This window comes from Phyllobacterium sp. CCNWLW109, from assembly GCF_037203905.1.
Lineage (GTDB): Bacteria > Pseudomonadota > Alphaproteobacteria > Rhizobiales > Rhizobiaceae > Phyllobacterium > Phyllobacterium ifriqiyense.
The window spans coordinates 204999-225821 of record NZ_JBBCBK010000001.1 but is presented as its reverse complement, the minus strand read 5'-3'; the positions used below and the strand labels follow the sequence as shown (position 1 = coordinate 225821).

The window sequence follows — 20823 nt, the reverse complement described above, 5'->3', positions numbered from 1 at the left end:
TTTACCTTGTACTGGTCGGAGGATGGGAATTGACCAACCTTGACAGACAAAGTGAACGTGCTCTCTTCATTTTTCCGCTCACCGTGTTTGTCGGTTCCAATGTGGATGAGCTTGCGCTTCGACATCATGATCTCCCGTTGCCTGTGCACACCAAACCCTTGTTCTTCGAGATGGAGAGGCGATTTGTCAGCCAATTGCTACAGTGGTTCCTATTACCGATTTTCCCACAGCCTATACCATACTCGCTCATTTGACCCAGTCGATATTGCGCCCCGGCATGACCTTGATCTGCCGCCTCGCGGTACAATCTAACCGCTTCTGTTGGATTAACATCACAGCCGCGCCGTCCTCTTTTTAACAATCCCCTCAGAATGTGCGCATCGGCATTGCCCGACCCGGCTTCCTGGCTATTACAGCCGCGGTGACGTCGATGTTGTCTTGATGCTCAGGCCTTTCCCTCGCTCTCAGGTTTTCCACAACATCAGTTGTCTGTCTACCGTCGGGTAAATTGACGCCGACATGTTGCGACCCATACGGAGGAATTATCTGCGTGGCCTTCGAGCATTGACCGAGTCGTTGATGCGCTCACAGTCGCCATTAAATTTAATAATCAACTGTTGGGCAACATCCTTGTTTAGCTTAAACGCCTCCATCGGGTGATCGACGGTGTAAGTCTCTCCAACCTTGCCGGGACCTCGGCCCTTCCAATTCGATGTTGGCTTGGTTTGGACCATCTGTTTGTCTCCGTTATACCAGCCTTATGTTTAACGGGCTAAAGAGATTCCTCGTGCTTTCTAGCTCTCAGCAATGAATCAATAGCCATTTGAATTTCCATCAGGTTTTTAATCGGTCCAGGATTTGCACCATTTTGAGCAATCTGGATAATTTCCAGCCGACGAGCAGCAATAAGTTCGTTTATTGCTTCATCGATCTCTTTGACATGTTGTGCCGCCATATCGAAATCAGCCCGCAGGCTTGCGAGTGTGCGAAAAACCGCCGCCCGAACGTCTGAGTATATTGGACAATTCGGTCCAATCCGTCGACGGTATAGGTTCAAGACCGTGAGCGGCCCTCACGTTCGTGCTCGAGGCGATTAGTTTTCCGGAGCTGGTTTCGCTTTCCCGGCGCGTCGACCTTTTAGGAATTGGAATGTACTTCATCGCATCCTCCTCAAATTGAATAAATACTGGCTGTGTCACTATGCTTATGCAAACCGGATGTGGCCGTGGCTCAATGATAACATGTTGATACTGATCTCTGTCTCTAAGGCCCTTTGAGAGCCCTTGTGAGCAAGTCTTGGCGTATCATGGAGAGTGTGGCTGTTGACGAAAAATTTGAAATGCTTCGCAACGAATGGTTTGCGTTATGTCCCACTCATCAGGTGGACATGGCTATGCGAAAATCTACTTAAATGCACATAACGAGCTGCGCCAGGCGAAAGCTCAAAGCACTCTCGAGCGTCAGTGGTCATAAATGCCTGATGACAATTGACTGTCTGACAATTGAGGTAGGGAGTCAATGCGAACCTGAATATCCAGTTTGTCGATTGGACCGTCACAATATTCAGGTCATGCACCGTTGACTGGATCAAAAGGCGGGAGTCGATTCGTCTCCTACCGGGCAACGAGCCCCGTGCATTCTACGAAGCCATGAGCTATCGGTCACTGCAAAGGTGCCGATAACGTACTGCGCAAAAACTTCCAAGTTACAGATGGATTCATTCAGAACCGAAATGAGAGTAGTGCAATGTTCAAGAAAATAAATGACAGCGCTGCAGCAGCCGATGGCGGTTCGCTGGCGTTATTTGTCGAGCGTGACGACGGCGAAGTCGAGACCTTTATCATCCTTCGTTCAATTGCCAGCCGCGGAACTCCAGACTTCAATTTGGTCACTTCAAATCTGAGGAAGCTGACACCAGACCTGTGCGCCAAAATAGCCGAGGATTTTGATCGTCTTGTTCCTACGACAGATTCAATCCATTCTTTGACGCAGTTCGTTCAGGCACTACAGGGCCAAAGCGGGCCGAAAGATTGAGCGGCAGCCCGAAGACTGCCGCTCGTGCACCGGCGTCCGGAATCTGGATTTCTACCAGTTCCTCACGCACAAACCACGCGGGGTCAGGTGGTAACCACGTGCGCATACGCGAGCAACCGGCCTTACCCTGACACATTCACCGTATCGGTTCAGTCGCCATCCCCGACCACAAACTGATGCCCGACGATTGGGAACACAATCGCCATACCTGTTCATCCGCCAGCCACGGCCACAACGCCATCCAACAGCTTCAACTGGCCTGGAAATTTCGGGACTACCGGAATTATACGATAATGGTGCAGCTCCCGCCGGAGGAGCAAATGAGAAGAAACCCAGCGCAAGAATTAGCGCATAAAACCCTGATCTAAGTGACATCGCAGAATCCTCATTCTAATGGACCCCCGTGCCTTAGAAAATAAATCGCCAAGATGAATAGAAGGTGAATGAGATTGGTTGTGGCAGATCGGATCAGGGCAACGATCTTCTGGTCACGATCCAGACGAGACAGACCACTTCCCCAGTATGCGGAGCAGAGTTTAGGCAATTGGTTTAAACGGCGACATGCTATGAAGTTTATTCAACTTGCGTGCCGAAGGCTAAAAGAACATTTATGTTTATCACATGGCCTATACTGAACGGACGGTATGATAATAACTGGGTGACGCACCTTTACTTGTGATTACTTTCGTTGGGATTTGCTTATCGAATCGCTGGCACGGACAACAGAACGAGCCGTCTTGTCGATTTTTTTCACGCAATCCCGTCGGCAACTTCTGCGTCGGCCGTCCGGCTTTTGGAGTTTCGTTAGAAGTCAGGTTCGATCAGTCTAGGGCGTTGGGCCGCAAACCTTCCTGGCGGCAAGCCGTGAAGATTATCCCACGTGCCCGGCAAGTGTTTCGGTGCAAGGTGCAACAATTTGCATGCGCGCACGCCCCTTATACAATCACAACTTATCCCGCTCTATCTCGTGGGCATTGACTTGACGAAGCAACCTAACTCCCTTGACAGGCTAAAGGGCACGAACATGCAATCAATGAACATCCGAAGGTTAGGACCGAACGACGAAATCGCATTTCGCGAGATGAACGTCGTGTTTGCTCGGGCTTTTGGTGATCCGGCTACCTACACAGGCGAACCACTGACTTCGGCCTACATTTCAAATCTGCTGTCGATGGACCACGTCATCGTTCTGGTCTGCATACAAGATAACCACGTCATCGGTGGCTTGGTCGCCTATGAGCTCCAGAAATTTGAACGCCAGCGCCGGGAGATCTATATCTATGACCTGGCTGTCGATGAAAAACACCGCCGTAGGGGCGTAGCAACTTCTCTCATTGAGCAGCTTCGCAGGATTTCGCGTGACCGCGGTGCCTGGGTGATCTATGTGCAGGCGGACTACGAAGATGATCCGGCAGTGACTCTCTATACCAAGATGGGCAGCCGTGAGGATGTCATGCACTTCGACATCCGTGTTTCAACTTAACGCGGTGGGAGATCAAAAGCATGCAATACGTGCGCTGATCCGCAACCTGCCACGCGGCTTTTCCGCAGCCGAGGCAATGGCGCTGGCTGTTTCGTCGAGCTCCGTCAGGAGCGCGGCTGTCTGCTGAAAAAGAGCGCGTCCTTCCTCGGTAAGTTTAAGATTGCGCGCGCCGCACTCGAACAGCCTGAGATCAAGGGCAGCCTCTAGTTCCGCCACCCGGCGTGACGGTTGCCTTCGGCCGCCCGGTGGCTCGTGCGGCTTTGCCGAAGCCGCCGTGGCGGGCAACAAGGTTGAAGTCAGCAAGCGCGACGAGATCCGTTATCTGTTCCAACAGTGAGACGGCGTGTCTAGATTAGCGATCTATTGGATCGATATTGATCCGTCCATATTCGGGGTGTCAAGCAATATCAACCCCGGAGAAAATCCCATGACTATCCTCGTGACCGGCGCCACCGGCAATATCGGCAGCCAAGTCATTCAGCACCTTGTCGATCGTGGCGCAGACGTTCGCGCTCTCGTCCGTGATCCCTCGAAAGCAAACTTCCCGGCCGAAGTTGCCGTCGCCGAAGGCGACTTCCTCGATGTCGACTCGCTTCGGAGGGCCTTCGAAGGCGTCTCAACGCTCTTCCTGCTGAACGCCGTGGTATCCGATGAATTCACCCAAGCCTTGATCGCGCTAAATGTGGCCCGCTCGGCCGGCGTTGAGCGGATCGTCTACCTGTCGGTTATTCACTCCGACATCTACGTCAACGTCCCGCATTTTGCCGGCAAGTTCGGCGTGGAGCGGATGATCGAGCAGATGGGCATGAATGCCACTATCCTGCGCCCGGCCTACTTCATCCAGAACGATCTGACAATCAGAGACGTCATCACGGACTATGGCATCTACCCGATGCCCGTCGGTGACAAGGGTCTCGCCATGATCGACGTCCGCGATATCGCGGAGATTGCAGCAATTGAACTGCTGCGTCGCGAACAGGCTCCTCAAGTGCTTCCGACCAATCGCATCAATCTTGTCGGTCCTGACACACTCACAGGAACGGATATCGCCGCCATCTGGTCCGACGTTCTTGGCCGCCAGATCAATTATGCAGGCGGTGACACTCTGGTCTTCGAGCAGAGCCTGAAGAAGGTCATGCCGCCGTGGATGGCCTACGACATGCGCATGATGGGGGAGCGCTTCCTGACCTACGGCATGCTGCCCGAGGGCGGCGACGTCGAGCGCCTGACAACACTTCTCGGCCGCCCGCTCCGCTCCTATCGCGACTTCGCCAAGGATACTGCTCCCTCTGCCTGAGGCTGCCGTCTACGGTTTCCAAACAAGGAACATCGTCATGATCTATTCAACCGCTACCATCCCCGTAAATCCCGAAGGCGAAACAAAGCTGACCCGCGAGCAAGTCTGGAAGGGCCTGGAACTGAAGGCACGCGATGCGCGCCTCTTTCTCCCGGCTGGCCTCTGCACCCGCTGTGATGTCATCGAGGAAAGTGCGACGCATCTCGTGCGCGAAGCCACCATCGCTCACTTCGACATCAGGGAGATCATCACCCTTGAACCCCATAGCAAAGTCACCTTCTTCCAAGCCACTGGTCCACGAGAGGGCGCGATCATCAACGAAATCTTCGAAGATGAAACAGGGGCCCTGCAGCTGAAATTCTACTGCTACATCGGCCTGCGCGGCAAAGTTCCAAATGGTCCGGAAGAACAGGCGGAACAGAGGCAATTCGACAGCGAAAAGGGATACAAATCGGCCCTGCTATCGACCCTGAAACGGACACGAGAGCTGCTTGCGGAGGGTAGCCTCTGACGGCACGCGTCAACACCGCACCAAGGCGCCGTGAGACATCTCGGCGCACTGCCATTTGTGGAGAGCTTGCACCTCTTGATTATCGGGCAAGCCCGGCATCGTTACTCAAGGGGAACCTTATTACAATAAAGTTCGTCCAGACCGTTATGGATATTTCTTTGCAAGGATTCCCGGTCTCGCAGTCACATTCTTCGAGAACAATGAGAAAGCCTTTTAAGGGCGGCCATAGATCGCCTGGGGTGATAAACCCTGTTTCGCACTCTTCGCAGTGCGCATACATATCTCCGGTACTGAGATTACGCTGTAATATCAGCCAGCCTTGCCGGCAACTGGGGCATTGTCCAACATGGAAAAATAATCCGGATAAAGTCCTGCTCGCACAGGCGGCCTTCGCAAATTCATCGATAAATTGTGGTTCTGATTATCCGAGACTATCCAAATCCTCGGATAAAGGGGGGGCAAATTTGAGAATTGACGCGATGCAGTAATAGATTTCACCATTGTTGGCATATCGGGTCGCCTTTCGAAGATACGCCCGTCCAGATGGTCTTGCATCTTGGTGAAATGCTTCGGGTCAAATCCATCGACCCAAGCTATCGCACAGGCGCAAGGATTAGCGTTCCAATGATTGATAATTATCTTTGGGATAACTCCTTCAAAATGCTGCGTCGTAGACCCTTTTGCAAACACGCGGGATTTGCGTCGTCCAGTCGATCGGGTGGCTGAAGAGCCACTTTTCAATTTCCCGGAACAAGGGTCGCCTTCACGAGATAGCGCATTGGACCGGACGTGATGCTGTCGAATGGCCAGCAGGTAGCGAGCACGAGATTTTTGCCGAGTGCCTCGGCGTTGACCCCGGATTGATCCCACCGAACGATAGTCGTTTCCGTCACCCGGTAGTGGAAGGCCTGGGCATCCTTTCCTGTCACCATGATGTCATCGCCGATACCCACATTCTTCAGGAACGCAAAATGTGTATCGCGATGTGCGGCATAGACTGTCGTGCCATCGCCGCCGGGCTCAGCGCTTCGTTCGAGATGACCGGGGCCAAAAGCCAGGGCTTGACCACTTGCACCATGCAGCACGATGGCGCTCTCAGACAGGCGGGGAACCTCTATGCGGGCAACAGGCCATGTGTCAGCCCAGGACCAAGGTTTTACAGTCTTGCCAGTTGCGAGCGTTTCGGCAAATGCGCGTTCCAGGAGTATCTGCGCGAGCTCAGCCTTCGCATGTACCCAAATGCCCTGGCCGAAAAGCAGGAAACCGGTAAGACCAGCCATCATAGTTACGAGCCGAAAGGCCGGGCGCAAGACCGCCCAGCCCTTGGGTGTTTCTGGCATCGCGATCATGATGACTTGCGTCCGGATTTACGGTTGAGGAACAGACCGGCACTGACCAGGAGAAGCATAAGGCCGCCGAGCATGCGCAATTCAGCATCGGTTGCAGTTTGAGGCAGAGGTAGCTGTTCTTGCACGTCTCCGGCCACCTCGGACGCCTTGTTCAAAGCGATCTGCTTGATATTTTGTATATCGATATCAGCTTTGCGGTCCGCGTGCTCTCCGAAGACCTTGTCGAAATCCCAGCCCGCCGGAAGATTCAGCGGAACGTCAGAGCGTGTCAAAGGCTGGTCTTGAGTGCGTGACGGTGTCTTGTCGACCGCAACCAGGCTGGTAAGACGGGTTACGAGACCATGGTCAAGAGCCAGCTTGAGAATGCGATTGTTGGTTTCGTCGATGCCAGAGATGCCAAGCGTATTCTCGACTTCCGCATCGGAAATCCTGCGACGCGCCCAGAGCTTAGACAAGCCTTCACCAGTCGCAGCATTGGCTACTGGAACCGTCACCTCCCAAGGCTGCCTTCCAATCGTTCCCTTTACAGTAAGAACTCCTGAAAGTGAGCTAAGCTTTGCTGCGATGACCAAAGGCTCGCCCTGATAAAGATCAGGCAATTGGGATGGTGTCATGTCCTCATTGCCGGACGAGAATGTTGCAACAAGATTGGTTACGACAGGGTTTTCCAGTTTAACGAACAGATCACGCATACGGTCATTGACCTGTTCGCCCGAACCAATGAATGTAAAACTGCCACGACCGAGCTCAGCAGCGCGGTTCATCAGGTAGTTGTTCGGAGCCGAACCGATGCCGACCATGAAAACCCGTGAGCGACCGCGTTTTGCGGCAATTGTATCCAGGAGTTGCTGTTCATTGCCAACAGCACCATCGGTGAGGAAAACAATCTGGCGAATAAAAGACTGATCAGCCGGACGGGCGTCATTCAACGCCGCCCGTAGCGGCTCAAGCATTTCCGTACCGCCGGATGCTTGAAGGCTGCCAACAAATTCACGAGCCACGGAAACGTTCCTGGCATCGGCTTTGACGGTGTCAACAAAAAGAAGGTTCATTGTGTCATCAAAACGGATGATGTTAAATTGATCGGCGGGTTTTAAACGGCTCAATGCATAATCCAGGCTGGCCTTGGCTTGATCCATGGAAGGTCCACCCATGGAGCCGGAATTGTCGATGACGAAGACAATCTCGCGGGGACGTGCATCTTTCTGCTGCTGGATGGCGGGAGGTGTTACGTATGCAATGGCATAATCTTCGTCGCCGACATGTTCCCGGAAAAGTCCAACTGCGGGAACCTTGCTTTCCTTCGGCCTCCAGGTCAGTTCAAAATCTCTATCGGCATGGGTGCCGTCAAGGAAAGTGATAAGCCGCGTCTGGGCATCAATGGCTTCCGTCTTTACAGAATGGAAATGGCTCTTGACTTCGTCAAGGTTAAACCCGGCCTGTAGACGAACTTTGATACTCACCGGATTTACTGGTGCGTTGATACGGCGATCGAGCACAGGAGATGTAATCTTTTCGCGGTCAGGAACGGGATCAGCCACAACACTCCAATCGTTGCCGTTGGCGGAGACATCCGCTGATTGCGTTACTGGGGCGGGATTATAGCGAGGTGCAACAACCAGCGGCACGCGAAGGGAAAATACATCGTTGGAAAGGCGGACAGGCTCCTGTAGATCGATCTGTACGACGACCTGTTCGTGCGGTCCGATATTGGCGAGCGAGTTGGTAAAAAGATTAGGTCGCGCCGCTTCCACCAAGCTGGCTTTCTGACCAACTGCCTTTGCATTCTCGTAGATGGCTTTCGCCTCCAGCCGCTCCTTGATTTGTCCTATGATAACGCGTTTGCCGACGACCATCTTAAGCCCGTGGACTGCACTGTCCTCCGGCAGAGGATATGCATAGACAGCCTCGACCCAGTCATTGGAAGGGTTTGTGAATATCTGGGTGATGCGAGTGCGAGCCGTCGGGCCGCTGACAACGATGTCAACATCAGTCGCCACGCGGGTGGCTTCCACATAGTGGCCTGGCGCGGTGCCCTGCAACAGCAACGAACCGGATTTTACGTCATCAAGCGTCATTTGTTGTGTTCGAGAAGAAGAAACTTCTGCACGCGAAGGAATTGCAGAAAACAGGGTCGCAGCAAGCGCGATCAATGGCAGAACGAGAAGGTTGATCAGGCCAATTGCTCGGCAACTGTGCCCCACCCAGCGGGGTATTGATCTTTTTTTGCGGTTGAGTGTTAAAGGGTTCATCGGAAAGCTCCTGTTGATGCTCCCGTCGGGAAGCTTTCCCCATTTCATCCACGTGCCATTTTGCCGCCAGCGTAAGCTTCCGTGATGTTCCGCACCCATGCGCCATCTCCAGCCTTGCCGGATGCCACGATGTGTGGATATGTGACGGAATGTGCGGACCCTTACATATTCGGGCAGGTGAATGGATAGCGACGAACTTTCCGAAAAACAGAACCTGGCTGTTGCCGCGCGAATTCGTGAAGAATTGGCGCGTCGCAGAATCTCGAGGCAGCATCTGGCCGATCTTGCGAAGATAAGCCTTTCAACGCTGGAAAAGGCCCTATCAGGCCACCGACCGTTTACGCTGGCAACGACGATACGATTGGAAGAGGCGCTTGCCATGCGCCTGCGGGCTGCAGACATGCAGAATGTTTCGTCTCCCATTTCAAATGGCCAGGCAGATGAGCAATTTGGGGCATACTCACGGGCATCGGTGGCGTGGATAGAAGGTCTTTATCTGACGATCCGCCCATCGTTCGGCGACAGGCACGCGATCTTTGCCTATTGCACCGAGATTCATTGGAGCAACGCCTCTTCCAATCTCCGGTTCAATGAAAAAGACAGGTTAGACGCTGCTTTCACCCAACAGGGTACAGTGGCAATCCCCAATCTTTCCGGCCATATTTATCTCTCTACCAACACATCCGGTCAGCAGAGATTGATCATTGTGTCCCGACCTTCCATTACCGGTGAAATGTACGGAATACTTACCACGTTGCAGGCCGGTCGCGGCGCACAACTCACACCCGTGGCTGCCCCGATAGTCTATATTCCAATGAAGGCGCTGGCCGAGGCTCCGATGGGCCGAATAGGTCCTGATCAAGCAGGTTTCGCACCTTATGCCGCTTTTCTCAAGCGCGCTGTGGAAGAACCGTTCGCCATGTTTTTGCCTGGCGTAGCAGCGCAATGATCGGTTGTACGGGATAATTGAAAAGCTGAACCAACCGAGAAACCATCGTCTTTACTTTCACTGCGTGGCGTTTTCGCCAGCGCAACCATATGGTGGTACGGACTTGGCAAAACGGGTTTCAAGCATGGCACATCCCCATCTATTGATTGGGTCTGGCGCGGCATTGTTGAGGGTGATGCCAATTTCATCGTAAGGGCTGTCGGTGTTGCTGACGTAGCGATACCAGCGAGAGCCAGCAAGAGCCATCACCGCAATAATAATCGTCAAAAAAACGAGAAACAATTTCTTCATAACGCTTCCTTAAACTACAGCCCACCCGCTTAGCATTAATGTTGCAAGGCCGAAACGAATTCCTCCTTTTGGCTGCAAAGCGTCGTGTGAGGCCTAGCGGCCAAATTGCCTGCTTTGCGAGAGGAACTGAAAAACCTGGTGGGTCCTTCCCTGGAATCTTGTTCACGGGAACCATCGGACCAGGACAGTTTGCCGAGGCGACTGAAGCAATAGGAGAGCCTGTGCTGGTTTGATTTTCGTGTTATTCTGCGCTGAGGTGAATTTTGGGGAGGATGACCTTGGCACAAGATCGTTTGGAACCCGAACCAACGCGCACAATCGGCGATGATGCTCTGCGCCAAATTGGGACAGTTGCATTGCTCTCAGTCCTGTTGGGGTTTGTCATGCAAGGGTTTATACTTGCCGCCAAACTAGCCGGAGGCAGCGCCCCTGCGGGTGTTTTGTTTATCTCTGATTTGGCTCAAGGCGTCACATGGTCATTCTTCGTCTGCACAGGTGTCAGCATCGGCGTATTCCTGAGCAAAGCTCGCGCGTCCGTGGCGGGACTCATCGCACTGGCATCAGCGCCGATTGCAGTTGCCTTCGCGAAATCAGCGCAGAAAACCATGAATGGAATATTGAAGGTAGCGGATCAGCCGGCAGTACTTTCCTTGGCGACAATCAGTATTCTTCGCGCAATTGAATACGGGATATTGGGTTGGCTTTTGGCGAAGCTTGTCCAGCAAGATTCTCTAAAAATCGACCGATACATCGGATCAGGGGTATTGATCGGCGTTGTATTTGGTGGAGCAATTGCCTTTCTGACTTATTCGTCTTCTGTAACAATGGGGACAGCTCCTACGCTCCCGAAAACTTTGGGTACAGTCGTGAACGAAGTGGGCTCGCCCATCGGGTGTGCACTGCTCATATATATTGGTCAATGGATAACCCATCGCCATAAATTGATCAGCGAACAGGATAGCTAGAAGTGGTTTTTGGAAGTGCGCGATAATTTTTGCGCCTGACGTCGCAGGCCTGCAGTAAACCGTTGCCGCAAGGGACAGCCAGGGCTTTCCCACGCTGTGGCTTTGCCGATCCTTGCCCGGCTGGTTCATGGACTGATCGGCATAGGCAATTTCTTCGGTTTTAGCCGTCGCGCATATTGGCTCAACCACTCAGCGAAGTGCAAACACCGTGCCGCAGAGCTACGAGAGGTCTGGTGTGGGCAAACTACCCGAAATAAGCCTCTGAACGTCCTCGCCAAGAACTGCATAAGCACCGAAGCTCGAGTGTTGCCTAACGCGGCGATGCTTGTCGGCCCTCAACCAACGGAGGGCGTGAGGACCAACCCAAACATTGGAATCAGGCATGCCTGGATTTGCCGAGCGGCCCGGCGCCGCCGGCAAAAACGGAGTTAAACTGTACCAGCAAACAGCAGAGTTCCGATAGTTGGATTTCATGTGCATGAAATAGGAATGAAAACGTTTCTCTATCCGCCTCGCCTCGGTCTGTGTAGCCGGGTCTGTGCTGATGGAAAGCGAACCCTCGGTAAGCAGATCGCCATGTATCCTGCTCCGCAGAAACTGAATGGTCGCCATCTCTGAATCGCAATGCCATTCACCTCCCTTGTACTGCGCACTCAGGGATGGACGATCCAGCGTGGACCAAATGATGCAGTAGTTTCCTATCCGATCAAGTGAGTTCAATTTGGCTGGCGAATCGGATGTCCAGATCGGCCCATCAACCAATACGATACCCTCTTCTGCGAGCACCTCCTGTTCAAAATCCTTTTCATCGTCTGGATGCATGATGAACCGCTTCTGCTTCCTCAAGCCCATAACCTCCGCATTAACTGACTCGCCGATAGCTCCATGGAGGGTACATTCAACGAGCTTGAATAGCTGCGCAAGGCCAGTCACGGCGCAGGGTAAAATGACGATATTCAGCGACTAAAGATATGTCCGGGGACAGCTTACAACGTTGGCAAAGCGATTTGACTTCGTGTGAGTACAGCAAGCTCTCTTATTCGTAGTCGGTCCAAATAACGTTTCGAACGAAAACGCTGCGTGGACACTGCCCACGTAGCGCCGCAGCTGAAACCCGTGAGGCATGTTCGCTCCAGCACTGACGTGATATCCGTGATTTGATGACATTGTTGTCACAGGCTCAGACATTAGCAGTCGTCGGCATTTGCTGAGCGCACTGCTTGCGTGCGCAACTCAGGATCGAATATCATCGCTCAAACAAGCCGAATCGGCTCTTGGAGGGAAAGCATGTCCATAATGCGACCACGCATCGACCGCCGCCACCCCGAGCGCTTGCAGAGTGTCAACGTGCGGTCGAAGATGAAATAATCAACATCATCGGTGACGCCCAAGAGGCCGGTTGGGACCGGGATGAAATCCTGTCCGCCATAGTCGAAGTGGCCGATAGGATGGGACTGGCTCTTGGGGCCAATACACTACGCTCAGTAGAAACGGAGCTCGGCCGGTTACGAAAACGTAAAAATATCTGATAGGTCAATGAGGAATGTGGTGAAGACAACCAAGCCTTATAAATGACGCGTGTCCATTGGCTTTTGATTGTCGGAACTTTTACCATCTTCCCGACGTTCTTGGCCCCGTTTGCCGAAGCGCCATCCGACCGCGCTCCCCGTTGAGCTCACCATGGCGCCAGGCATTCCTAAATCCACTACCCTTCAAAGTATATTGAAAACTTTTTGTCCCCAGGAGACATGGGGCTTGTCGCCAAACATACGATGGCCACTGCGCTATCGCCCACCGCGTTGATCAGACACAGGCTTCTCCTTGTCTGCTTTGGCATCAATTAAAGGATGTCTCAGGGCACCCTCAACTGATCCATCACGTTCCTGGTGCAGGCGTTCCTTTGGCCTTCCAAGCCCTTGAGTTCATGAAACTCAGCTTCGTATCGGGCCGCAATGGAGATCTTGGCGTCAATTTGGATCTCGCGGTTACCATGTGATGAACGGCGTTTTCTTGAGCCATGTGCTCGAGGTGATTTGATCGAGCAGGAAGGTGGCAACGTCTTTACGCGAGATCGTACCGCCATGTACGTCGCTGAGATCGGTCAGAGCTCGGACCGGTTTGTGCTCCTGTTTGTTGTTCAGGATCGAAGGACGGACAATGGTCCAATCGAGATCGCTGCCCTTTACGATTGCCTCCTGGCGGTTCTTGTCAGCGTAGACCTTCCGCAAAAGCAAAGGATAGATCAGGTTATCGAAGAGAAAGCCGCCATGTCCCTTGCTGTCGCCGGCGCCAAGCCCGGTAACCGCGATAAGCCGTGAGACCTGCTCTGCCTTCATGGCATTGACGAGCGCGCGGGTCGCGGTGGACAGAAGCGTGACTTCACGAAAAGGGCTCGCTGGCGTACCAAGGGCGCTGATCACCGCAGCGCGGCCTTTGATGGTCTGGCGAAGGGCCTTTTCGTCGCGGGCATCGCCAACGACAATATTGGCGCCCTTGAGTTCAGCTGCCTTCTCTGGCGAACGGACCAGGACGGTGACGTCATAGCCGCGGGCCACAGCCTGGGCTACGATATGGCGACCTGTCGGGCCGGTGGCACCCAGGATGACGATTTTCGGGGAAGCGGCCAGATTTGACTGAGTAGCGGACGTTGTCATTGGATGTCTCCGTGTTGGATTTGCTTGACACCCCGAATATGCACGGTTCATGGTGCGTCCAATAGACTCCCAATCTGGCCACTCTGTCTCACAGTTGGAACACTCATGGATCTCGTCGCACTTGCGGATTTCAATCTCGTGGCCCGTCACGGGGGCTTTGGTAAAGCAGCGAGAGCCTCCAATCGTCCGAAGGCGACGCTGTCGCGGCGGGTAACGGAGCTGGAGGCTGCGCTTGAGCTCCGGCTCTTCGAGCGCGGCGCCCGCAACCTGAAACTCACCGAGGAAGGACGCACCCTTCACGAACGGACAGCGGCGCTTCTCATAGAGATCGACGAGACGGCATCCGCCATTGTCTCAGGGGCGGAGAAACCGCGCGGCCGGTTGAGGGTAAGCGCGCCACTTCTTCTTTCGCAGACCGCCATGGGCAAGATCGCCGCGGGATTTGCCCTCAAATACCCGGACGTGAAGCTTGAAGTCACCACGGAGGATCGTGCAGTCGATATGATCGAGGAAGGCTATGATCTGGTTATCCGCGTCAATCCTAATCCGGATGAAAGCCTCGTTGGTCGCGCCTTCCTTCATGATCGTCTGGTTGTCGTCGCAAGACCTGATTTGCCTCGTCCCGCGCGAGACAATGCAGCTCCGGGAGTCGTCCGCGGTTCCGCCGACCGGCAGACTTGGAATGTCACGACCCCAAAAGGACCCACGCAGATAAAGATCGAGCCGGTCCTTGTCTTGTCGTCGCTGATCATGGTCCGGGACGCCGTTCGCGCCGGTGTCGGTGCGGCCCGTCTGCCGATTTCGCTGGTGACCCACGATCTGAATGACGGCAGCCTGACCCATTGGGGAGATATCAAGGGATCCGATATCGCGCTTTGGGCGCTCTACCCCTCGCGGCGACTGCTGAGCGCTCGGGTCTCCGCCTTCCTGGATTTTCTGAAACAAGCGTTTCCCAATGGGACGCCAGATGAACTGGCGTCCTATATCGGAAGATAGGACAGCCATGCCCTGCATACCTTCGGGAAACAGATAGGAGAGCTTGATTGTGGGCCGCCCAGCTCTCCGCAGCCTGCTCGAAAGATTGACAGCCCACAAATGAAGGTTGAACCAGCGGCCGTGAAGCGTCCGTAGGCACGTGTAATCTCTTGACCAGCGGTAAAATGCGCTCGAGTTGTCTTCCGAACGCTTCTGTTAATCAGCATCAAGTCGCGTACGAGGCGAGTGAGAAAGCAGCACGCCACGCAGATCCTGGCGAGACTGCTGCAACGACAAAAGCGTTCGTCAGGCCCGGCTAAACGCGGATCTCCGGCCAAATCTGTTGATCATCGGGAAATGAAAAGATGGTCACTGATCCCATAAATAGCAGGATTGGCACTGAGTGGCTGATATCGTCGAACGCCTTGATCGGAAGCGAACCGCCGACTATTTCATGCAGTTTTACAAGGGTTGCGTTGTTCTGGAGGAACAATTCCTGATTTTACCTAGCCGCAAGTCGCTCCAACAACGCGGCCGGACGCTGGATCCGTTTCGATCGTAACCCGTTCTTGCCTGTAGTCATGGGTGACCATCTGGCCCGGCTCTATCTGCCGCACAAGCTTTGAATTTGACAGACGCATTGCTTCTGCGTCTGTCGGCTTGGGCTGCCCGACCAGTTTCCGGGCGGCATCGGCACTACACAGACCTTGAGCCGGTTGAAGCGATACGGATTTGTCGTTGCACGATGCAAGCGCTGGTAAGAGCCCGATGAGAAAGATGGAGATGGTCCGGTTTGCTCTCGACATGTGATCTGACCTCGATGTATTTATCCAAACTCGATCGCGGGCGGATCCATGCCTCACGAATCCGCTGTCATTGTGGATTTTTGCTTTAGTCTAGCTGACATTACCATGCCAGCAGCTGTGTGGCCTTTTCAAGATAATCTAGAATGCTCGAGAACGTTTCATCGGCTTGTGCCTGTCACCTCGCTTGCGGATCGACCGGCCATCCATCTCGGTTTCGGTACCGCACTCAGCAGTGCTTGCGTATAGGGATGCCGAGGGGAGGCGAACAAATCCTCCGTATCGTCTTCTTCCACGACCTTTCCTTGCTGCATTACGATCACGCGGTCCGCAAACTCGCGCACGATCGGTAGATCATGGGTGATGAAGAGGTAGGAAAGGCCGAGCCGCTGTTTCAGCTCGCTCAACAGCTCGATCACCTGCATCTGGATGGAGACATCAAGAGCGGATACTGCCTCGTCACAGACGATCAGCTCCGGATCGCTGGCGAGCGCTCTTGCGATAGCAATGCGTTGCCTCTGGCCGCCTGAAAACTGGTGAGGATGACGGTCGGCGTGCTCCGCTTTCAATCCGACAAGCTGCAGCAACTCAACCACCCGATCATTCCAGCGCGAACGCGGCAGGATATCCGGGTGGATCACGAGCGGCTCGCAAATAATTGCCCGCACATTCATCCGCGGATTCATCGAGCCGAAGGGATCCTGGAACACCATCTGGACCCGCCTGCGAAACCCGTTGAGTGCCTTGCCCTCGAGCTGGAATATATCCTCGCCCGCAAACAGGGCCCTGCCCGACGTCGGATCGTTCAGTCGCAAGAGCATGCGCGCGATGCTGGATTTTCCCGACCCGGATTCGCCGACGATGCCAACCGTTTGGCCCCGGCGCAGGACAAAGCTGACATCATCCACCGCCCTGAACTCCCGCTTGGGCATGAAGAGGCCCGAGGTCAACATATAGTGCTTGCTGAGGTTCTCGACCTGTAAAAGAACGTCGCCCTTGACCGCGGTGGGCGCGCGCTGCCTTCCGGGGTCCCGTTGTGGCACCGCCGCCATCAGGCGGCGTGTATAGGCGTGGCCCGGACTGGTAAAGACCTCCTCGGCCTTGCCGCTTTCCACAACCTTGCCGCCATTCATGACGATGATACGATCCGCCATGGCTGCCGCAACCTCAAGATCATGGGTGATCATGATCAGGGCCATGCCGGTTTCGCGCTGAAGATCGCGCAGCAAGTCGAGGATTTGCGCCTGGACGCTGACGTCGAGCGCGGTCGTCGGTTCGTCGGCGATCAGAATATCCGGTTTAAGCGCAATTGCCATGGCAATCATCACGCGCTGGCGCTGACCGCCGGAGAATTGATGCGGGTAATGGTCAATGCGCTTTTCAGGTTCAGGGATGCCAACCCGCTGCATGAGTTGCACAACCTTGTCGCGCACCGATCCGCGCCCATGTTCGCTGTGGCTCTCGAATACTTCTGCGATCTGCCGGCCGACCGTATAGACCGGGTTGAGATAGGCCAGCGGATCCTGAAAGATCATGGCGATGCGCCGGCCGTTCAACGCACGCCGCTCTTCCTCGTCAAGATTGGAAAGATCGATACCGTCAAACACCAGCGAACCGCTGACAATATCGCCGGGCGGGCAGTCGATCAGCCCCATGGCTGTTCCGGTACTCACGCTCTTGCCCGATCCGCTCTCCCCGAGAATAACCAGCGTTTCACCCGGACAGACATGGAAAGAAACATCGTCGACAGCCCGTACCGGGTCACCCTCGGACAGGAAGTCCACTGTCAGATTTTCGATCCGGAGAATGGGTTTGCCCGTACCGGTCATCGGGGAGCCTTTCGCAGCGATTGCAGACGCCAGCGTTGAAGAGGATCGGCAACAGTCCGGGCCCAGCTGGCGAGAATGTTCAGGGAAAGGGTCGTCAGGAGGATTGCAAGGCCTGGCCAGAAGGCGATCCACCATGCCGAGGCCAGATAACCGCGTCCGTTGGCCACCATCGCGCCCCAGGTGAAGTCCGGAGGTTGAATGCCAAGACCGAGGAAACTTAATGAGGATTCAGCCAGGATCACTGTTGCAAAATCGATGGCCGCGATCGTGACCAGCGTCGGGAGAACCAGAGGCGCGATATGCCGAAACAGGATGCGCCGGGAGCTTGCGCCCATGGACAAGGCAGCACTCACAAACATGCGCTCGCGCAGTTCGAGCACTTCTGCCCGCGCGGTTCGTATGAAAATGGGCATGCGCGTGATCGCCAGAACGATAACAAGGTTCATCATGCTGGGGCCGAGCGTATAAAGAACGATCAGCGCAAGCAGCAATGAGGGAAAACTCATAATGACGTCCGCCAGACGGAGTATGGCATGGCAGTACCAGCGTTCCGAATAACCGGCAACAAGGCCCAGCGCGCCGCCGACAGACATCGAGAAGAACACGGCAGCAGCCGCGATTCCAAGCGTGTTCTGTGAACCCACGATCAAACGCGCCAGTATCGGCCGGCCAAGCGTATCTGCACCGAGAAAATAGATGAATCCATGATCGAGCGAAAAGGGCGGTAAATTGCGCTGCCTCAGGCCCAGTCTGCTTGCCGATTCGCCGACAAGCAGGGGTCCGAGGGCCACGCAGGCAATCAGCAGGATCAGGAAGAGCGCTGCGCACAGTGCAAGCTTGTCGCGCCTGAGGTAAATTGCCAGCTGACGCAGATTTCCAGGCAGTTTCGGCAGCGGCATCGTCACGTCGGCCATATCGAGCTCCTCAGTAGCGAATGCGCGGATCGAGAGCGACGTAGAGAAGGTCGATCGCGATATTGACGATAAAGATGGCAATGGCAGTGACCAGGATTGTCGACTGCACCACAGCAAAATCGCGCTGAATGATCGAGTCGATCATCAGTTTGCCGATGCCGGGCCAGCCGAAAATCGTCTCGACAACCACCGCGCCGTTAATGAGACCGGTGGCAAGATCGCCGGCAACGGTAATGACGGGCAGCAGGGAATTGCGCAATGCGTGTCCAAAGATGATGCGCCGTCGCTTCATCCCCTTAGCGTGAGCCGTTTTGATATAGGGGGCAGCAAGTGCCGAGATCATTGTGCCGCGCACCACCTGGACCAGAAGACCGAACGGGCGAAGCATGAGCACGATGATCGGCATGATCCAATGCAGGGCCGTACCGGTACCGGAGGTCGGCAGCATACCAAGGCCAACGGAAAAAACGAGAATCCCGACAATCGCGATCCAGAAATCGGGCATGCTGGCGCCGGTGAGCGAAACCAGTCCGGCAACGCGGTCGAACAGGCTTCCGGGGCGCGCCGCGGCCAGCGCACCAACAATCACGGCAAGAACCGTAGAGAGCGTCATGGCAAGAATTGCGAGCTTCAAGGTAGCCGGGAACGCCTCCAGTGCCACCTCTATGGCCGAGCGGTTCTGGCGCAGGGATTGTCCGAAATCCAAAGAAAGGAGGTTGCGCAGATAGTGGAGGAATTGTGTATGGATGGGCTGGTCGAGGCCATTGAGGCGTGCAAACGCCTCGCGCGCCTCAATGCTTGAGTCCAGCGGGAGATAGAGCGCCGACGGATCACCGGTCAAACGCGTGAGGAAGAAGACAAGCGTCAGGAGCCCAATTACTGAAATGGTGCTGTGATAGGCGCGCCTACCCATATAGCCTAACATCATACGAAGCCTCTGGATTCATCTGGAGCGGGAACGAGCGCGAAAACCGCGCCCGGTCCCGACATCGGAACGGGTCAGTTCCTCAGGCCGATATTGGCAAGTGGTATTTCACTGTTGGTGGTGATGTCCGGCTTCCAGTCCAGCCTTGTTCCCACCCTGGTGTAACCGATCATGTGGAACATCGGGATATCGACAGCCAGGTTGTCGTGAACCTTGGAAAAGATCGCCTTGAACCTTGCTGTCCGGTCCTCACCCGTCGCAACCATGGCATCTGCCACATCCTTATCGAGCTCTGGATTGTTCATGGTCGAATAACTGCCGACCGAGGTATAGAAAATCGGAATCGTGAAAGCAGCGTCGCCCTTGTTGTTGTCGTGCATCATCTGCAGGAGATTGGGGCCGCGCCCTTCCGGGAAGGGCTTTTGCAGATAACGCAACCAGTCATTCACGTCGAGCATTGTCAGTTTCACATTCAGTCCGACATCCTGCCACATCGCCATCATTGCTTCCATGGCTTCCGAGCCGTTCGGATAGATGCCGTTGCGCCCGATCAGCTCGATTTCGGTATCGACCGGAACACCGGCTGCCCTGGCTTCGGCAATCAGCTCGCGGGCCTTTGCTGCATCGTAGGTCCAGGCCGCAAGGGCATCATTGTGACCATTGATGCCCTTGACGACCATTTGCGAGGCGCGCTGCGCATCCTTGCCGAAGAGCTGGGACAGGCCTTCCCAGTCGATGGCCAGGTTGAGCGCCTTGCGGATACGAACATCATCAAGCGGGGCGAAGCCTGCATCAATGCGGATCGCCGTGGTCTCCGAGTTCAGATAGGCGAAATCGGTATCCGGATTTGATGCATCCTGGATCGCGATGGACGGTGTCAGATCGGCCTCGCCGGTCTGAACCATCGCCGCACGGATGGACGATTCGGGACGCCAGACATAGCTTGCTTTGGCAATGGCCGGCTTCTTGCCCCAGTAGCCGTCAAATGACTCCAGTACGACGGTCTGGGACGTAAAGCTGGAGAGCTTGAAAGGACCGGTACCGACGGGGTCGTTTACCGCCTTGTCCGCCGGTGTGTTTGGAGAGACAACCATGATCACGCTGAGCAGGGTCGGCAAGATAGGCTGAGGCGTGTCAGACTTGATTTCAACGGTCAGGTCATCGATTGCCGTGACGGTAAGCCTGGCGTCGCCAAACTTGGCGATATTGCTGCACGTGACCTTGCCGCTGGTCATCCGTTCGATGGAAAACTTGACGGCCCGGGCGTTGAAGGGGGCGCCGTCCTGAAACGTCACGCCCTCGCGCAGCTTGAATCTCCACGTATTGGGGTCGACCTGCGTCCATTCTGTTGCCAGACTGGCGACCGGCTGACCGCTGGCCGGATCGATGATGGTCAGCGGCTCGACAACATTTCGGCTCAAGATCTGGCCGACATTGGTGATAATGGTGCCGCATGGTTCGAGATTTGCCGGTTGTTCGGGCAGAACGATATTGATCTGAGCGCCATTTTGCGCCGCGGCAGGGCCGGTCCAGCCGGCAATTGCCAGTGCTCCTGCGATAATGCGAATAGATGTCTTTTTCATTACATTCCT

At 54.8% G+C, this 20823-nt stretch carries 20 protein-coding genes and 1 pseudogene; 7 read left to right on the top strand and 14 right to left on the bottom strand.

Going from position 1 to position 20823, the window contains the following annotated elements:
- Positions 1 to 124: 124 nt before the first annotated feature.
- Together V9K92_RS22770 and V9K92_RS01095 are read right to left on the bottom strand one after the other, a co-directional pair.
- Positions 125 to 361, bottom strand: a complete 237-nt coding sequence (locus V9K92_RS22770) for a tetratricopeptide repeat protein (protein ID WP_443094418.1) — start codon at positions 359 to 361, stop codon at positions 125 to 127.
- 411 nt (positions 362 to 772) lie between these two features.
- Positions 773 to 955, bottom strand: a complete 183-nt coding sequence (locus tag V9K92_RS01095; RefSeq protein ID WP_337352928.1) for a hypothetical protein — start codon at positions 953 to 955, stop codon at positions 773 to 775.
- 791 nt (positions 956 to 1746) lie between these two features.
- On the opposite strand from V9K92_RS01095, the gene V9K92_RS01090 reads away from it, so the two are divergent.
- On the top strand, positions 1747 to 2034 hold the full coding sequence (locus V9K92_RS01090; RefSeq protein WP_337352927.1) for a hypothetical protein: 288 nt from the start codon (positions 1747 to 1749) through the stop codon (positions 2032 to 2034).
- A gap of 51 nt (positions 2035 to 2085) precedes the next feature.
- On the opposite strand, the gene V9K92_RS22765 is transcribed toward V9K92_RS01090, so the two are convergent.
- Positions 2086 to 2409, bottom strand: coding sequence for a GCG_CRPN prefix-to-repeats domain-containing protein (locus tag V9K92_RS22765; RefSeq protein ID WP_443094417.1), 324 nt, complete (start codon positions 2407 to 2409; stop codon positions 2086 to 2088).
- Positions 2410 to 3058: 649 nt separating this feature from the next.
- On the opposite strand from V9K92_RS22765, the gene V9K92_RS01085 reads away from it, so the two are divergent.
- Positions 3059 to 3517, top strand: a complete 459-nt coding sequence (locus V9K92_RS01085) for an AAC(3)-I family aminoglycoside N-acetyltransferase (RefSeq protein ID WP_337352926.1) — start codon at positions 3059 to 3061, stop codon at positions 3515 to 3517.
- Positions 3518 to 3547: 30 nt separating this feature from the next.
- On the opposite strand, the pseudogene V9K92_RS01080 reads toward V9K92_RS01085, so the two are convergent.
- A pseudogene (locus V9K92_RS01080) lies at positions 3548 to 3839 on the bottom strand (LysR family transcriptional regulator); the annotation flags it as partial.
- Positions 3840 to 3944: 105 nt separating this feature from the next.
- Between V9K92_RS01080 and V9K92_RS01075 the strand changes: the two are divergent.
- Positions 3945 to 4814 carry an SDR family oxidoreductase gene (locus V9K92_RS01075; protein ID WP_337353480.1) on the top strand — a complete coding sequence of 290 codons (870 nt, stop codon included), beginning with the start codon at positions 3945 to 3947 and terminating at the stop codon, positions 4812 to 4814.
- Between the two features lie 37 nt (positions 4815 to 4851).
- Positions 4852 to 5325 (top strand): SRPBCC family protein, encoded by a 474-nt coding sequence (locus tag V9K92_RS01070; protein ID WP_337352925.1) that lies wholly within the window; start codon positions 4852 to 4854, stop codon positions 5323 to 5325.
- Between the two features lie 737 nt (positions 5326 to 6062).
- Here V9K92_RS01070 and V9K92_RS01065 read toward each other — a convergent pair.
- Entirely contained in the window at positions 6063 to 6674 is a 612-nt protein-coding gene (locus V9K92_RS01065; protein WP_337352924.1) for a class GN sortase, read from the bottom strand.
- Entirely contained in the window at positions 6671 to 8926 is a 2256-nt protein-coding gene (locus V9K92_RS01060) for a marine proteobacterial sortase target protein (protein ID WP_337352923.1), read from the bottom strand. The genes V9K92_RS01065 and V9K92_RS01060 overlap by 4 nt, the downstream gene beginning before the upstream one ends.
- A gap of 181 nt (positions 8927 to 9107) precedes the next feature.
- Between V9K92_RS01060 and V9K92_RS01055 the strand changes: the two genes are divergently transcribed.
- On the top strand, positions 9108 to 9875 hold the full coding sequence (locus V9K92_RS01055; RefSeq protein WP_337352922.1) for a helix-turn-helix domain-containing protein: 768 nt from the start codon (positions 9108 to 9110) through the stop codon (positions 9873 to 9875).
- Positions 9876 to 9932: 57 nt separating this feature from the next.
- Here V9K92_RS01055 and V9K92_RS01050 read toward each other — a convergent pair whose 3' ends face one another.
- Complete coding sequence (locus V9K92_RS01050; protein WP_337352921.1) at positions 9933 to 10166, bottom strand: hypothetical protein; 234 nt, start codon at positions 10164 to 10166, stop codon at positions 9933 to 9935.
- Positions 10167 to 10444: 278 nt separating this feature from the next.
- Here V9K92_RS01050 and V9K92_RS01045 point away from each other — a divergent pair, with 278 nt between their 5' ends.
- Positions 10445 to 11131, top strand: coding sequence for a hypothetical protein (locus V9K92_RS01045; protein WP_337352920.1), 687 nt, complete (start codon positions 10445 to 10447; stop codon positions 11129 to 11131).
- 219 nt (positions 11132 to 11350) lie between these two features.
- Here the strand turns inward: V9K92_RS01045 and V9K92_RS01040 are convergent, their stop codons facing one another.
- Both V9K92_RS01040 and V9K92_RS01035 read right to left on the bottom strand, forming a co-directional pair.
- Positions 11351 to 11977 (bottom strand): hypothetical protein, encoded by a 627-nt coding sequence (locus V9K92_RS01040; RefSeq protein ID WP_337352919.1) that lies wholly within the window; start codon positions 11975 to 11977, stop codon positions 11351 to 11353.
- Positions 11978 to 13116: 1139 nt separating this feature from the next.
- Complete coding sequence (locus V9K92_RS01035; protein WP_337352918.1) at positions 13117 to 13785, bottom strand: NAD(P)-dependent oxidoreductase; 669 nt, start codon at positions 13783 to 13785, stop codon at positions 13117 to 13119.
- 105 nt (positions 13786 to 13890) lie between these two features.
- On the opposite strand from V9K92_RS01035, the gene V9K92_RS01030 reads away from it, so the two are divergent.
- The gene (locus tag V9K92_RS01030; RefSeq protein ID WP_336441173.1) at positions 13891 to 14781 is read left to right on the top strand and encodes a LysR family transcriptional regulator; all 891 of its coding nucleotides are present in this window, start codon (positions 13891 to 13893) and stop codon (positions 14779 to 14781) included.
- Positions 14782 to 15266: 485 nt separating this feature from the next.
- Here the strand turns inward: V9K92_RS01030 and V9K92_RS01025 are convergent, their stop codons facing one another.
- The 5 genes from V9K92_RS01025 to V9K92_RS01005 form a co-directional block, all read right to left on the bottom strand.
- Positions 15267 to 15566, bottom strand: coding sequence for an I78 family peptidase inhibitor (locus V9K92_RS01025; protein ID WP_336441174.1), 300 nt, complete (start codon positions 15564 to 15566; stop codon positions 15267 to 15269).
- 158 nt (positions 15567 to 15724) lie between these two features.
- Positions 15725 to 17392, bottom strand: a complete 1668-nt coding sequence (locus V9K92_RS01020) for an ABC transporter ATP-binding protein (RefSeq protein ID WP_336441175.1) — start codon at positions 17390 to 17392, stop codon at positions 15725 to 15727.
- Positions 17389 to 18291, bottom strand: coding sequence for an ABC transporter permease (locus V9K92_RS01015; protein ID WP_442958571.1), 903 nt, complete (start codon positions 18289 to 18291; stop codon positions 17389 to 17391). Before V9K92_RS01015 ends, V9K92_RS01020 begins: the two co-directional genes overlap by 4 nt.
- 25 nt (positions 18292 to 18316) lie before the next feature.
- Positions 18317 to 19231: an ABC transporter permease gene (locus V9K92_RS01010; RefSeq protein WP_307279003.1), complete on the bottom strand. Its 915-nt coding sequence runs from the start codon at positions 19229 to 19231 to the stop codon at positions 18317 to 18319.
- A gap of 74 nt (positions 19232 to 19305) precedes the next feature.
- Entirely contained in the window at positions 19306 to 20814 is a 1509-nt protein-coding gene (locus tag V9K92_RS01005; RefSeq protein ID WP_337352917.1) for an ABC transporter substrate-binding protein, read from the bottom strand.
- Positions 20815 to 20823: the final 9 nt, after the last annotated feature.

What these genes read in the sequence shown, in the direction of transcription:
- V9K92_RS01095 (WP_337352928.1), bottom strand. Translation starts at nt 955, where the DNA reads ATGGCGGCACAACATGTCAAAGAGATCGATGAAGCAATAAACGAACTT.
- V9K92_RS01090 (WP_337352927.1), top strand. Translation starts at nt 1,747, where the DNA reads ATGTTCAAGAAAATAAATGACAGCGCTGCAGCAGCCGATGGCGGTTCG.
- V9K92_RS22765 (WP_443094417.1), bottom strand. Translation starts at nt 2,409, where the DNA reads ATGTCACTTAGATCAGGGTTTTATGCGCTAATTCTTGCGCTGGGTTTC.
- V9K92_RS01085 (WP_337352926.1), top strand. Translation starts at nt 3,059, where the DNA reads ATGCAATCAATGAACATCCGAAGGTTAGGACCGAACGACGAAATCGCA.
- V9K92_RS01075 (WP_337353480.1), top strand. Translation starts at nt 3,945, where the DNA reads ATGACTATCCTCGTGACCGGCGCCACCGGCAATATCGGCAGCCAAGTC.
- V9K92_RS01070 (WP_337352925.1), top strand. Translation starts at nt 4,852, where the DNA reads ATGATCTATTCAACCGCTACCATCCCCGTAAATCCCGAAGGCGAAACA.
- V9K92_RS01065 (WP_337352924.1), bottom strand. Translation starts at nt 6,674, where the DNA reads ATGATCGCGATGCCAGAAACACCCAAGGGCTGGGCGGTCTTGCGCCCG.
- V9K92_RS01060 (WP_337352923.1), bottom strand. Translation starts at nt 8,926, where the DNA reads ATGAACCCTTTAACACTCAACCGCAAAAAAAGATCAATACCCCGCTGG.
- V9K92_RS01055 (WP_337352922.1), top strand. Translation starts at nt 9,108, where the DNA reads ATGGATAGCGACGAACTTTCCGAAAAACAGAACCTGGCTGTTGCCGCG.
- V9K92_RS01050 (WP_337352921.1), bottom strand. Translation starts at nt 10,166, where the DNA reads ATGAAGAAATTGTTTCTCGTTTTTTTGACGATTATTATTGCGGTGATG.
- V9K92_RS01035 (WP_337352918.1), bottom strand. Translation starts at nt 13,785, where the DNA reads ATGACAACGTCCGCTACTCAGTCAAATCTGGCCGCTTCCCCGAAAATC.
- V9K92_RS01030 (WP_336441173.1), top strand. Translation starts at nt 13,891, where the DNA reads ATGGATCTCGTCGCACTTGCGGATTTCAATCTCGTGGCCCGTCACGGG.
- V9K92_RS01025 (WP_336441174.1), bottom strand. Translation starts at nt 15,566, where the DNA reads ATGTCGAGAGCAAACCGGACCATCTCCATCTTTCTCATCGGGCTCTTA.
- V9K92_RS01020 (WP_336441175.1), bottom strand. Translation starts at nt 17,392, where the DNA reads ATGACCGGTACGGGCAAACCCATTCTCCGGATCGAAAATCTGACAGTG.
- V9K92_RS01015 (WP_442958571.1), bottom strand. Translation starts at nt 18,291, where the DNA reads ATGCCGCTGCCGAAACTGCCTGGAAATCTGCGTCAGCTGGCAATTTAC.
- V9K92_RS01010 (WP_307279003.1), bottom strand. Translation starts at nt 19,231, where the DNA reads ATGTTAGGCTATATGGGTAGGCGCGCCTATCACAGCACCATTTCAGTA.
- V9K92_RS01005 (WP_337352917.1), bottom strand. Translation starts at nt 20,814, where the DNA reads ATGAAAAAGACATCTATTCGCATTATCGCAGGAGCACTGGCAATTGCC.